This window comes from Mesorhizobium sp. WSM4306, assembly GCF_007003975.1.
GTDB lineage: Bacteria > Pseudomonadota > Alphaproteobacteria > Rhizobiales > Rhizobiaceae > Mesorhizobium.
This window is the reverse complement of record NZ_VFTC01000014.1, coordinates 63,111-75,685: the sequence shown is the minus strand read 5'-3', so window position 1 is coordinate 75,685 and position 12,575 is coordinate 63,111. Positions and strand designations below refer to the sequence as shown.

Genomic DNA, 12,575 nt, shown 5'->3' with positions numbered 1-12,575 from the left:
TCGCGTCGGGCTCTGTCACAGGATATGGCATTTTGGCGGATGCCGTGCGGTGCCGTTCCAGCGGATCGAAGGTTGCATGAACCCGTTGGCGCGGCGCCTCATTACGCCAGCCGGCACGATGAAGCAAGCGCGCGCGGCAGCGCAGCATATGCCGTCTCTGCGGACGCAAAACCGGAAACCACTTTTGCTTCGGTCGCTTGGATGCTAAACGCCCGCGTTCGTATAACGCCCGGGCAGTTGGGGTCCGGCGCTTTCAGGAAGAAACAATGTCTGCCTTCAAATCCGATTTCCTGCGCGTCATGAGCGAGCGCGGTTTCATCCACCAGATCTCGGATGAGACCGGGCTGGATCAACTTTTCGCGAAGGAAACGGTGACCGCCTATGTCGGCTACGACGCCACCGCGACCAGCCTGCACATCGGCAATCTGATTTCGGCGACCATGCTCTACTGGATGCAGGAGACCGGTCATCGGCCGATCGCGCTGATGGGCGGCGGCACCTCGATGATCGGCGACCCGTCCTTCCGCGATGACCAGCGCAGCCTTTTGACGCCGGAGGCGATTGCCACCAACATCGAAGGCATCAAGCGCATTTTTGGCCGCATCCTGCGCTTCGGCGATGGCGCCAACGACGCCATCATGGTCAACAATGCCGACTGGTTGATGAAGCTCAACTATGTCGAGTTCCTGCGCGATGTCGGCCGCCACTTCTCGGTCAACCGGATGCTCACCTTCGACAGCGTCAAGCTCAGGCTCGATCGCGAACAGTCGCTGTCGTTCCTCGAATTCAACTACATGATCCTGCAGGGCTATGATTTCGTCGAGCTCAGCCGCCGCCTCGATTGCCGGCTGCAGATGGGTGGTTCGGACCAGTGGGGCAACATCATCAACGGCGTCGATCTCGGCCACCGCATGGGTACGCCGCAGCTCTATGCGCTGACCACACCGCTTCTGACGACATCGTCGGGGGCCAAGATGGGCAAGTCGGCCAAGGGCGCGGTCTGGCTGAACGGCGACCTCTTCTCGCCCTATGATTTCTGGCAGTACTGGCGCAACACCGAGGACGCCGACGTCGAGCGCTTCCTGAAGATCTTCACCCGCCTGCCACTGTCGGAGATCGCGCGGCTGGCCGCCCTTGGCGGTTCCGAGATTAACGAGGCCAAGAAGGTGCTGGCGACGGAAACCACGGCCATCGTGCACGGCCGAGAGGCGGCGCTCGCAGCCGAGGAAACCGCGCGCAAGACGTTCGAGGAAGGCGTGACCGCCTCAAGCCTGCCGACCGTCGGAGTCGACGGCGCAGCGCTCGAAGCCGGCATCGGCATCCTGTCGCTGCTCGTCACCGCAGGCCTTGCCGGGTCCAACGGCGAGGCGCGGCGTCACATTCAGGGCGGCGCCGTGCGCCTCAACGACCAGCCAATATCGGATGACCGCAGGATGGTGACGCCTCGGGATCTCAGTCCGGAAAACGTCGCAAAGCTTTCATTGGGCAAGAAAAAACACGTTCTGGTGCGGCCGGCCTGACGAGCCCCTACCGATATTCGAAGATCGAGCGGAAAATGCCCGGCGCGATCACCGATAGCGGGTTGATGTCCAGCACCGGCTTGTTGGCATTGCCCTTGAGCCGGTAGGTGACGCCGATCAGGCCGCGGTCGCGGCCATTGCCGAGCAGCGCGCCGACCAGCGGCAATTCGCCGAAGATGCGGTTGAGGCCATAGGCCGGCATGAACGTGCCAGTCATGTCCATATTGTTGTTCTGGTCGTAGAGTGTCCCCTGGAACGTGGTGCCGATGCGCGGACCGCGCAGCACGCCATTGGCCAGCTTCAGATAACCGCTTCCCTTGTCGATCTCGGTAAAGCCGCGCTCGAACTGTACCCGCGAGGTGTCGATCTTGCCTTTGACCGCTTCGTTCAGGCTGCGGCTGTCGCCCGCCGGCGTGGTCGATACGATCGAAGCGAGCTTCGGTTCATTGACGATGAAGAAGTTGCTTGAGTCGACCTGACCCCGCATCGGCCCGTCGGCCGCGCCGCTGAGCGCCAGCGTGATCGAGCCGCCTTCCATGTGTTCGTAGATGTTGAGGAAGCGCAATATAGCGCCGGCGTCGGCCGACTTCATGTTGAGCGCGCGCGCGCCATTGCCTGCGGTGTTGCTGATGGTGATGGCGGCACCCGAACTTGCCGTGGCGCTGACCTTGAGTCCGTTCACCTTGGAGCCGGCGGCGCTGTAGTCGAGCTTCAGATTGGACAGGACCTCGTCGTGGAACCCGGTCAGCGAAGTGACATCGGCGCTGACCGAAACCGCAGCCGCGCCTGTGGTCTTGGTGGCGGTATCGACGTCGGAGGTGAACTGCTTGATCAGCGAGCGGGCGTCGAGCGCATTGCCGCTGACATCGACCGCAAAGCCCTTGCCCGACCGCTTCACCGTCACCGCAACGTCGTCGCCCCTGTTCAAAGCGACTTTGCTGAAGCGCGCCGAAGACAGCGCACCCTTGACCAGCACGACATCGCCTTCGACGGAAAAGCTCTTTCCGTCGAGGTCGAAGTCGGACAACGTCGTGGTATCGCCAGACTTCGCCATGGTGAAAGTGGCATTGGCTGGAATGCCCGGCCCCTTGCTCCAGCCGGCCCAGGGAATGTCCAGCCTGGCGCTGGTCAGGTCGACCGCGACGTTCTGGCTGCCGTCGCCGCTCTTGTCAATCGCCACCTTGATGGTTCCCGAAATCAGCGGCGACAGGCCGGGCATGGCGATGGCGCGTGTCTTGTCGTCGAGCACAAGCGCCACCTTGCGGCTGCGCGGCGGTCCGTCATCCCCGAGCGGCTCGATCAGATCGAGTTCAGCCGGAATGCCGTTCAGCTTCGCGTCGGCCGAGATCACCGCCTTGTCGGGCCCGACTTCGATCGAACCATCAGCCTCGGTTATCGTCTGGTCTTCGAACGGTTTGGCGAGCGACAGGTCCTTGTAGTCGAGCGACACCAGCCAATCGAGCTTCGAAGTGTCGACACCGGACTGCAGCGGAATGTCGGCCTTGACGTGGCCGGTCACCGTGCCGGACAGGTCGTCCGGCGCGATGCCGACATGGCGCATGGCGTTGATTGGTTCGTAGGAGGCGAGCTCGGCGATGGCCGGCGCCTCGCCGGCGACGTCGATGTCGAGCGCGCCGATCACCGGCGGGTGGTTCGCAGCCTTCACCGACAGCGTGCCATTGCTTGCCGCCACGGTGCGGCCGCTCGGCATATAGACGCTGCCGGAGGACAGCGCGATGTCGACATTATTGCCGTGGAACGAAACAACTCCGAGAGCATCGCGGATCGGCGGGATGCGGCCGGCGGTGTCGAAGCGCGAACCCTCGACCTCGAAGCGGCCGAACACTTCGTCGGCCGAAAGCGGCACACCGTTGCCGAGCCGCCCCGGCACGACCTGGAACTGCAGGCTGGCATCGACGACACGGCCGCCAAACAGGTTCTGCAGCACCCACAGCCGGGCATTCTTGGCGGAAAACCAGGGCCACAATTGCTTGACGTGCGAGACCGGCATGTCGTGGACGTTGAGCGACAGCGAAATGCCTGGCGGCCCGTTGTCGATGAAGGCAAGTGCGGCTGTGCCCAGCACCTCGCTGCCCGATCCCGACCTGATGCCGATCTGCTCGGCGACGAGTTTGCGGCTCCTCATCTGGTAGACGCCGGCGATGCGGGCAAAGAAATTCAGCGCCGGCTCAGGCGATTCCGCCGGCGCCAGCGTCGAGCCGTCGCTGGTCAGGTCGTAGCGATAGGAAGGCTCCTCACCGGCAGCGCCGGTCGCCGGCTTGGGCCCGATCGAGCCGGCGAAATTGAACGTCGAACGGCCGGTCTTCAAAACCAGCCTGCCGACATCGATCTTGTTGGAGCCGGAGACAAGCGTGGCGTCGACATCGACATCGGCCGGCAACAGCCCGCGTGTGCCGAGGTCGAGCACCGAGCCGGTTAGCGACAGCGAGGCCGTCAGCCGGGAATCGCTTTCGCCCGAGCCTTCGGTGCCCGTCAGCTTCAAAGCGATCGCGCCGGTTTTCCCACCGGCCTCTGGCGTTGTCTCTGGAATGGCCGCCATGTCGACGGCCGCATTCAACGCAGTGACCCGCAGGGACGTCGTATCGCGGGTGGCGGCAGCGGTGACCGTGAGCGCCCGGCCATCGATATCCGCGTCGGACGAAAACTCCATGCTGCCCGGGCCCGACTGCAGCACGGTAGCATTGGCAATGTTGACCAGCTTGACCGAGCCCGCGTCGGGCAGTTCGAACTCGACATTCTTGAGATCGATCCGGCGCATCGAATCCTCGCGCACGGCATCGAGCGCATGGTTGACGTGGCCGAAGACAGCGGCGGCCAGCTTTTCCGGATCGATCAGGCCGTCTTGATTGCGCAGCTCGGCTGTCCAGTCGCCGCCCGACGGCATTGCCGCAGTGACAATGTGGGCGTCGGAAATCCTGGCGCTGGTCAGCCGCACCTCGCCCGAGAACAGCGGTATTAGCCGGATGCCGAAACGCACACGCCCGGCGTCGGCCATCGGCTTGCCGTCGGCGGTCTTGACGCTGACGTCGTTGACCTGCAGCGCAATGAAGCTCGATCCGTCCAGTGTCAGCCGGGCCGGGCCGACGGCGACATTGACGTCGAAACCGGCGAGTTTCTCGATCGCCGTTTCGGCTTCCGCCCGCAGCCGCTCGCTACCGATGCCGGTGGCGCCGATGACATAGACAGCGGTGGCGGCCAGCAGCACCAAGGCTGCGACGCCGGCAAACAGGCGGGCAAGGATGCGAAAGCCACGGCCGATCCGCGCCTTGCCGAGCGGCGGCACACTGCAGGCAGACGGGAAAGTCCCCAGGTCGGTGATCTCGTCACGCCTGAACCGGATTTTCTCGTGCTGCGGTTCTTCCTGATCCACGCAATTTTCCGTTGTACGAATTCGATCGTGGACGAATCCCCGCTCGACACTATAACGATGCAGCCTGGCGCGTAACCTCAAACAAGGGCATCGATATGGCTGATCTCGACATTGGCGACGCTGCTCCGCAATTCGACCTGCCGCGCGATGGCGGCGGCTCGCTCAGCCTTGCCGCGTTGCGGGGAAAACCCGTCGTACTTTACTTCTATCCGCAGGACGACACCACAAGTTGCACCAACGAGGCGATCAGCTTTTCCCAGCTGAAGCCGGAGTTCGAAAAGGCCGACGCCGTCGTGATCGGCCTGTCGCCTGACAGCGTGAAGAAGCACGACAAGTTCAAAACCAAATACGATCTCACCGTCGACCTGGTTGCCGACGAGGAGCGCAAAGTGATCGAGGCCTACGATCTGTGGGTCGAAAAGACGATGTATGGCCGCAACTATATGGGTGTCGAACGAGCGACGTTCCTGATCGGCAAGGACGGCCGGATCGCCGGCATCTGGCGCAAGGTCCGGGTAAAAGGTCATGCCGAAGCGGTGCTGGAGGCGGTGCGCGCGCTCTGACACGCCGCCGGTCTCACCACCCTGCCCGCAACCCGCCACTCGTTTCGCGCGCAATCCTGACCGGCCGGCACCCACGGCAAAGCTTTGTTAACCCTAATAATGTGTAATCAGGCTTCGTTGGTGTCGTAACGAAAGCTTGGTCCCGTGAACCCAACCGGTCAGTCAGCGGTCTTCGGCAGGCGCAAGGAGCCCCATACGGTCATCATTGCGCGGGGCAATGAAATCCGACATTTCACCATCCGGCCGTGGCTCGTCGCCTTTCTTGGTTCGGCACTAGCGGCAATCGCCATCGGCTATCTGCTGGCAACCTCCTACCTGGTGCTGCGCGACGATCTGATCGGCGCCACCACGGCGCGGCAGGCGCGCATGCAACAGGCCTATGAGGATCGCATCTCGGCATTGCGCGCCCAGGTCGACCGCATCACCAGCCGCCAGCTTCTCGACCAGAAACTGATGGAAACCAAGGTCAGCGAACTGCTCGAGCGGCAGAGTCAGCTCAGCCAGCGCCATGGCCGCCTCGGCCCGATCCTCGAACGGGCCGAAAGCGAAGTCGGAACGCCGCCAACCGCCGATGCGGCAGCGGCAGCAAAGCCCGACGAGCATGCCGAACTGACCGGCGGCGAGCCCCTGGCATATTCGGTCGCCAGCCTCGGTTCGGCCGACACCAGGCCGTTCTCTTTGTGGTCGACCCGCTCCGATCCGCTGCCCAGCGAAACGGCGGCGGACCGTGCCGACAAACTGTTCGTCTCGATCAACGATTCGCTGAAGGCCATCGAAAGCCAGCAGCTCACCCGGATCGCCACGCTTGCGGACAATGCCTACAAGAATGCCGATGCCATCACCCAGGCGCTGGAAGCAGCCGGCCTGCCGGTCGACAGCGATTTCGGCAAAGACGAAAGCGATGTCGGCGGACCGTTGATCCCGCTGGACTCCTCGATGATGTTCGACAGCAAGGTCAAGGAGCTCGACGAGGCACTGGATACGCTCGACCAGCTGAAGAAAGAGGCGCGGCGGTTGCCACTGGCCAATCCCGCCCCTGGCCACTCCGTCACCAGCCCGTTCGGCGTCCGCACCGACCCGATCCTTGGCACCGCAGCCTTGCATTCGGGCATGGATTTCCGCGCGCCGATCGGCATGGCCGCCAAGGTCACGGCGGCCGGCGTCGTCACCAAGGCAGGCTGGAACGGCGGCTATGGCCGCATGGTCGAGGTCGATCATGGCAATGGATTTGCGACGCGCTATGGCCATTTAAGCGAAATCGATGTGGCCGTCGGGCAGAAGCTCGCCGCCGGCGACACTATCGGCAAGACCGGCAGCAGCGGCCGCTCCACCGGCCCGCATCTGCACTATGAGGTCCGCCACAATGGCGAAGCCATCGACCCGCTGCGCTTCCTGACCGTGGGCAAGAAGGTCGAGCAGTATCTGTAGGATCAAGGGGTCCGATCGACTGGTCGCTCGCGTCCCCTGCGGTGCGAACCCACCTAAGCCGAAAATATCCACCAAGTACGCAAGCGTTGTGATTTGTCCACCGTTCGCGGCGCCGGCCGTTCAGGATTTGACGTGGATGTCTCGCGGGAATTTCGTCAGCGTTTCGTTGCCGGTCTCTGTCACCAGAATGGTCTCGCTGACCTCGATGCCCCAGCCCTCCATCCACATGCCGAGAATGGAATGCACGACGTTGCCTGATAGCAGCACCGTCTTGTCGCCGGGCCGAAGGCTGATCGTGTGCTCGCCCCAATCAGGCGGATAGGCGACGCCGATGGAATAGCCGATGCGCGATTCCTTCTTCAGACCGTAGCGCTGGATGACCTTGCGCCAGGCGGCTTCGACCGCTTCGGCCGATGTGCCGGGACGGACCGCATCGAGCACAGCATCCATGCCTTCGATCACCGCCTTTGCCGTGTCGGCGACACGCGTCGGCGTCTTGCCGAGCTGCATCGTCCTGGCGAGGCCTGCGGCATAGCGGCGGCAGACGCCGGCGAGTTCCAGAGCGATCGTCTCGTTCTTGCCGAACCGCCTGTCGCTCCACATGACGTGCGGCGCCGAAGCATTTTCCCCGCCGAGGATCGTCGGCGGCAGCGCCGTGATATCACCGGCAAAGTCCGGGCTGCCGGCAATCTGCGCCGCCTGGATGGCGGCGATCGCATCGCATTCGCGCACATCAGGCGCGATGACTTCGAAGGCCCGTGCGACAGCCGCTTCGGCCAAGGTCGACGCTTTGCGCAGATAAGCGATCTCTGGCGCCGATTTGACCGCACGGATCCAGTTCACCAGCAGATCGGCGTCGTGCCATTTTGCATTGGGCAGACCGGCGACGAGCCGGGCATGCGCCTTTGGCGAGTAATAATAGGCTTCGAGCTCGACGCCGATATGTCTGGCGCCCCAGCCCTTGGCGACGATCCAGGCAGCGATCCAGTCCATTGGATGACGATCGGCGCGCTGGACATGGTCTTCCGGAAAGCCAACCACATTCTCAGGCTTCATCCAGGCCGTCAGCAGGCCGCCGGCCGCATCCATGGCGCGGCCGATCCAGACCGGCTCGGCCTCCTCTTCGATCGGAACCAGCACCACCTGCGGCGTGTAGAACGACCAGCCGTCATAGGCGGTGATGTAATGCTGGTTGGCGACATCGTTGACAACAAGCAGTTCGAGCCCACGCTTCGTCATCTCGGCGCGGATTTTTGTGAGCCGCTCCTGGTATTCGCCGCGCGCAAAGGGCAGTTCGATCATCGGTTTTCCCTGCTGGATCATCGGCCGGGCGAAGCCCCGCGCCCGCCTGACGTCATTCACCATTGCGGTGGTTTTAACCCGGCTGCAATCGGCCAGCGCAGCGTATGGGACAGGTCCTGCACCGCGTCCGGAACCGTCACAAATTATTTTTGAATTCCATTTGACTGAATAAATTGCCTGTGCAAGTCTTGCCTCTCCAGGGAGAGGGAAATGGCACTGCGGGGAACCAATCAGGAGTTCGGACGACCCTACAACCGGCGCATCGTGCTGGAGTCCATCCGCCTTCATGGCCCCATTGCCCGCGGCGACATTGCCAGCCGCGTCGGCCTCACCGTCCAGACCGTATCGACCATCGTTCGCGAGCTCGAAGAGCACGGCTATGTGCTGTCGCTGCGCGAAGAGCCGCGCGGGCGCGGACTGCCGCCGGCTACGCTCCGTATCAACCCTGAAGGCGGCTATGCCGTCGGCATCCACCTCACCCCGCTCGGCATCGACGCTGCGCTGATCAATCTGAGCGGCGATGTCATCGAAAGCACGCATCGCGAGGCGCCGCATGCAACGCCCGACCATGCCTTCGACCTGATCGGCGCCATGGTGCCCGAACTGACCGCATTGCGGCCCGGCGGCCGCGTGCTTGGCATCGGCATGGCGCTGCCCGGGCCTTTCGGCGTGGAATCGATGAGCTTCGTCGGCCCCACGACCATGGCCGGCTGGAAGGATGTCGCGCTGCCGGAGCGGCTGGCGGCATCGACCGGGCTGCCGGCCTTCTTCGAGACCGATATGGCGGCGGCCGCCATGGGCGAACGCCTCTATGGCCTCGGCGCCGGCTTTTCCGAATATTACTACCTTTATTTCGGCGTCGGCCTGGGCGGCGCCATCGTCCATGACGGCGCGGTGATGCGTGGCGCCTGGGGCAATGCCGGCGAAATCGGACACATCCCGGCCGTTGCCGGCGGCGAACTCTGTCCTTGTGGCAACCATGGCTGCCTCGAACGCTACCTCTCGCTCGAGGCGTTGCGCCGCCGCAACATCGGCGAAGCCGCCTGGGTGGCCGAAGTCGCGCCGATCTTCCGCAACGCCATCGTCACCATCGAGAACCTGTTCGACCCTGAGACGGTCATCCTCGGCGGGCTCGCCCAAACAGACCTCTTGGAAAAACTGGTCGGCGCGGCGGCACAGCTTCCCAATTCGATCTCGGCGCGACGCGACCGTAAGACGCCGCGTGTCATGGTCGCAACCGGCGGCCAGCATTCAGTGCTGCGCGGGGCCGCGGCGCTGGCCGTTTCCGGTGTGCTGTCGCCACGCTTCGGCCAGATGTTCATCGCCGAGCGCGAGCGCAGGTCAGACCTCATGCAGAGCAAAGGAGTGGCGGCATGACCGAACCGCTGCTGGTACTCGAAAACGTCACCAAGAATTACGGCGCCATCCAGGCGCTGAGAGGCATCAGCTTCTCCATCGGCAAGGGCGAGGTCGTGGCCCTGCTCGGCGACAATGGCGCCGGCAAGTCGACGCTGGTCAAGATCATCGCCGGCGGCCTCGAGCCGAGCTCCGGCCGCATGTTGTTCGAGGGCAAGGAATTCCTGGCGAAGACGCCGGCCGAGGCGAAGGCGGCCGGCGTCGAGACCGTCTACCAGGACCTGTCGCTGTGCACCAATGTCGACGTCGTCGCCAATTTCTTCATGGGACGCGAAATCACCAGGAAAGTGCTCGGCATCCCGATCCTCGACGAGCGCGCCATGGAAGCCGTCGTCGGCAAGGCGCTGGCAAGTGCCGGCACCCGCATCCCGTCGCTGCGCACCAATGTCGAGCATCTCTCGGGCGGCCAGCGCCAGGCGATCGAGCTCAACCGCTTCGTGCATTGGGGCGGCAAGCTCGTGCTGCTCGACGAGCCGTTCGCGGCCCTCGGCGTAGAACAGACCAGACGCGGCCTCGAGATGATCCGCCAGGTGGCCAACCAGGGCATCGGCGTCGTCATCATCACCCACATCATGCAACAGGCCTTCCAGGTCGCCGACCGGATCGTGGTGATCCGGCAAGGCGTCGTGGCCGGCGATGTCGCGCGCAACAAAACAAGTCCCGATGCGGTGATCAACATGATCACCGGTGAGACGCTTGCCGGTGCCGGACCGGCAGGTTGAGGGGCAAACGAGGGGTCCGGTATAAAAGAGGAGCGAACGACATGAAGCGAATACTAGTTCTTGTCCTCGGTATCCTGGCACTGGCTCTTGCCTCGCTCACGCCGGCAATGTCCCAGACCAAGGGCACCGTCTACTATATGGTTCCCACCCTGCTCGATGAATTCCAGACCGGCTCTGTGAGCGCGCTGGAGCTGTTCCTCAAGCAGGTCGGCTATGAGGTGAAAACACTCAACGCCGACAACAAGACCGACGCGCAGCAATCCCAGATGAACGACGTCATCGCGCTGAAGCCGGCGGCAATCATCCTGGCCGCCGTCGATTTCAACGCGCTGAAGCCGTCTATCGAGGCAGCCCGCGCGGCCGGCATCCCGGTGGTCGAGTTCGACCGCCAGATCACCTCGACCCCGTCCGACTTCACCTCGGTGGCTGGCACCGTGGAGATCGGCTACGTCGCCGCCGAGCAGGCTGAAAAGCTTCTGAAAGCCAAGAACGGTTCGGTGAAGGGCAAGGTGTTGCAGGTGCTCGGTGATCCTGGCGACCCCTACACGCTCGACATCCAGAAAGGCTTTGAGGAGAAGATGAAGGGGTTCCCGGACGTCAAGATCATCTCGCTGCCCGCCATGCAGTGGGAAGCCAGCAATGCCGGCACCATCGTTGCCGACCAGATGCTGGCCAACCCCGACATCGACCTGATCTTCAGCCATGCCGCGCACCTGTCGGTCGCTGCCGTTGCCTCGCTCGAGGCCGCCGGCAAGAAGCCGGGCGACGTCATGCTGATGAGCTCGAACGGCGCTCCGGTCGGTCTCGACCTGATCCGCAAGGGCTGGCTCAATGTCGAAGTCGAGCAGCCGCTCTACGCGCAGGCTGCTGCCGTCGCCATGTTCATGGACAAGATCGCCGGCAAGCAGGAAATCAAGCCCGGCGAGTATGACGTGCTCGGCTTGAAGTCGACCGTGACCAAGGAAGCCTGGGGCCCGAACATCAAGATCCCGGGCGCCGCCATCACCAAGGAAAACGTCGACAATCCGGCCTTCTGGGGCAACCAGAAGCCGCCGACGGACACGATCAAGTCGGTCGAATAGTCACGTGCCAAGCGCTCCGGGCCGCCCAGGCCGCCCGGAGCCTGCTCTTTCACAACGCCACGTCTGACAAGGACGCTGTGGCGAACTTGAAGCCGCGCCTTAGCCTGACGAAATCAATTTGATTTCGCGGGGGCGCCAACCGGATCAGCCCATGAACCCGCGCACCCGCAAAGCCCTGGAGTTCGTCCTCGACAACCTCGTCTGGTTCATGCTGGTCTTTGTGTTGATCGTCTTTTCCATCTTCGTCCCGAACTATTTCCAGCTCGGCATATTCGCCAACATCATCGAGGCCTCAAGCGTGCTCGGCGTGATGTCGATCGGCCTGTCGCTTGTCATCATTGCCGGCCACATGGACCTGTCGGTGGAATCGGTGGCGGCGCTCAGCGCCATGACGGTCGGCATCCTGTTCTGCTCGTCGGGCATCGGCATGGGCATACAGCTCAGTCCGCAATGGCTGATGGTTCCGGTTTCGCTGCTCATTGCACTGGTCGTCGGCGGCATCATCGGCGCTTTCAACGGTTATCTCGTGGTCAAGGTGAAGATGAGCGCCTTCATCATCACGCTGGCATCCTACATCTGGGTGCGCGGCCTTGTGCTGGTCATCTCCGGCGGCCGCTCGGCGCAGGATCTGGCGCCGGCCATCCGATGGTTCGGCATCCAGCGCCTGGCCGGCCTGCCGCTGACCGCCTGGATCGCCGTCGCCTGTTTTGTTCTCTTCTCATTGATCATGGCCAAGACGCCGTTCGGCCGCCACCTGGTGATGATCGGCGGCAACGAGACCGCGACCTTCCGTGCCGGCATCCGCGTCAACCGCAATCTGGTCATCGCCTTCGTGCTTGCCGGCGCCATTGCCGGGCTGGCCGGCTGGCTGCTCGCCATCCGTACCTCCGGCGCCACCGCCAATCTCGGCACCGGGCTGTTGTTCAACGCCTTTGCCGCCGTCGTCATCGGCGGCGTCAGCCTGAAAGGCGGCGTCGGCACACTGCCCGGTGTCTATGCCGGCGTGCTTTTGCTGTCCTCGATCAACACAGCGATCAACCTGATGGGCCTGCCGGCCAATTTTACCCAGGTGATCCACGGCCTGCTGGTGCTCGCCGCCGTGCTGCTCGACGCCTTCAAGCAAACCATTCGCCAAAGACTGGCGTGAAAGG

Annotated in this window: 9 protein-coding genes; 7 read left to right on the top strand and 2 right to left on the bottom strand. The window is 63.5% G+C overall.

All coding sequences use genetic code 11. The features are described 5' to 3' along the window. The first annotated feature begins 266 nt into the window (after positions 1–266). Positions 267–1,520 (top strand): tyrosine--tRNA ligase, encoded by a 1,254-nt coding sequence (tyrS, locus tag FJV77_RS17790; RefSeq protein WP_142868072.1) that lies wholly within the window; start codon positions 267–269, stop codon positions 1,518–1,520. 7 nt (positions 1,521–1,527) lie between these two features. Here tyrS and FJV77_RS17785 read toward each other — a convergent pair whose 3' ends face one another. Next, positions 1,528–4,911 carry a DUF3971 domain-containing protein gene (locus tag FJV77_RS17785; RefSeq protein ID WP_142868071.1) on the bottom strand — a complete coding sequence of 1,128 codons (3,384 nt, stop codon included), beginning with the start codon at positions 4,909–4,911 and terminating at the stop codon, positions 1,528–1,530. 95 nt (positions 4,912–5,006) lie between these two features. On the opposite strand from FJV77_RS17785, the gene FJV77_RS17780 reads away from it, so the two are divergent. Together FJV77_RS17780 and FJV77_RS17775 are read left to right on the top strand one after the other, a co-directional pair. Then, positions 5,007–5,474 carry a peroxiredoxin gene (locus FJV77_RS17780; RefSeq protein ID WP_142868070.1) on the top strand — a complete coding sequence of 156 codons (468 nt, stop codon included), beginning with the start codon at positions 5,007–5,009 and terminating at the stop codon, positions 5,472–5,474. Between the two features lie 144 nt (positions 5,475–5,618). Then, complete coding sequence (locus FJV77_RS17775) at positions 5,619–6,902, top strand: M23 family metallopeptidase (RefSeq protein ID WP_142868069.1); 1,284 nt, start codon at positions 5,619–5,621, stop codon at positions 6,900–6,902. A gap of 120 nt (positions 6,903–7,022) precedes the next feature. Here the strand turns inward: FJV77_RS17775 and FJV77_RS17770 are convergent, their stop codons facing one another. Then, positions 7,023–8,204 (bottom strand): M24 family metallopeptidase, encoded by a 1,182-nt coding sequence (locus tag FJV77_RS17770; RefSeq protein WP_142868068.1) that lies wholly within the window; start codon positions 8,202–8,204, stop codon positions 7,023–7,025. A 210-nt stretch (positions 8,205–8,414) separates the two neighbouring features. Here FJV77_RS17770 and FJV77_RS17765 point away from each other — a divergent pair, with 210 nt between their 5' ends. The 4 genes from FJV77_RS17765 (at position 8,415) to FJV77_RS17750 (ending at position 12,571) form a co-directional block, all read left to right on the top strand. Beyond that, positions 8,415–9,581 (top strand): ROK family transcriptional regulator, encoded by a 1,167-nt coding sequence (locus FJV77_RS17765; protein WP_142868067.1) that lies wholly within the window; start codon positions 8,415–8,417, stop codon positions 9,579–9,581. After that, positions 9,578–10,342, top strand: a complete 765-nt coding sequence (locus FJV77_RS17760) for an ATP-binding cassette domain-containing protein (RefSeq protein WP_142868066.1) — start codon at positions 9,578–9,580, stop codon at positions 10,340–10,342. Before FJV77_RS17765 ends, FJV77_RS17760 begins: the two co-directional genes overlap by 4 nt. A gap of 41 nt (positions 10,343–10,383) precedes the next feature. Next, positions 10,384–11,424 (top strand): sugar ABC transporter substrate-binding protein, encoded by a 1,041-nt coding sequence (locus FJV77_RS17755; RefSeq protein WP_142868065.1) that lies wholly within the window; start codon positions 10,384–10,386, stop codon positions 11,422–11,424. A 151-nt stretch (positions 11,425–11,575) separates the two neighbouring features. Further along, positions 11,576–12,571, top strand: a complete 996-nt coding sequence (locus FJV77_RS17750; protein WP_142868064.1) for an ABC transporter permease — start codon at positions 11,576–11,578, stop codon at positions 12,569–12,571. Positions 12,572–12,575 lie beyond the last annotated feature (4 nt).

Coding starts and splice junctions, on each gene's coding strand:
- FJV77_RS17750 (WP_142868064.1), top strand. CDS start 11,576: ATGAACCCGCGCACCCGCAAAGCCCTGGAGTTCGTCCTCGACAACCTC.
- FJV77_RS17770 (WP_142868068.1), bottom strand. CDS start 8,204: ATGATCGAACTGCCCTTTGCGCGCGGCGAATACCAGGAGCGGCTCACA.
- FJV77_RS17755 (WP_142868065.1), top strand. CDS start 10,384: ATGAAGCGAATACTAGTTCTTGTCCTCGGTATCCTGGCACTGGCTCTT.
- FJV77_RS17760 (WP_142868066.1), top strand. CDS start 9,578: ATGACCGAACCGCTGCTGGTACTCGAAAACGTCACCAAGAATTACGGC.
- tyrS (WP_142868072.1), top strand. CDS start 267: ATGTCTGCCTTCAAATCCGATTTCCTGCGCGTCATGAGCGAGCGCGGT.
- FJV77_RS17765 (WP_142868067.1), top strand. CDS start 8,415: ATGGCACTGCGGGGAACCAATCAGGAGTTCGGACGACCCTACAACCGG.
- FJV77_RS17780 (WP_142868070.1), top strand. CDS start 5,007: ATGGCTGATCTCGACATTGGCGACGCTGCTCCGCAATTCGACCTGCCG.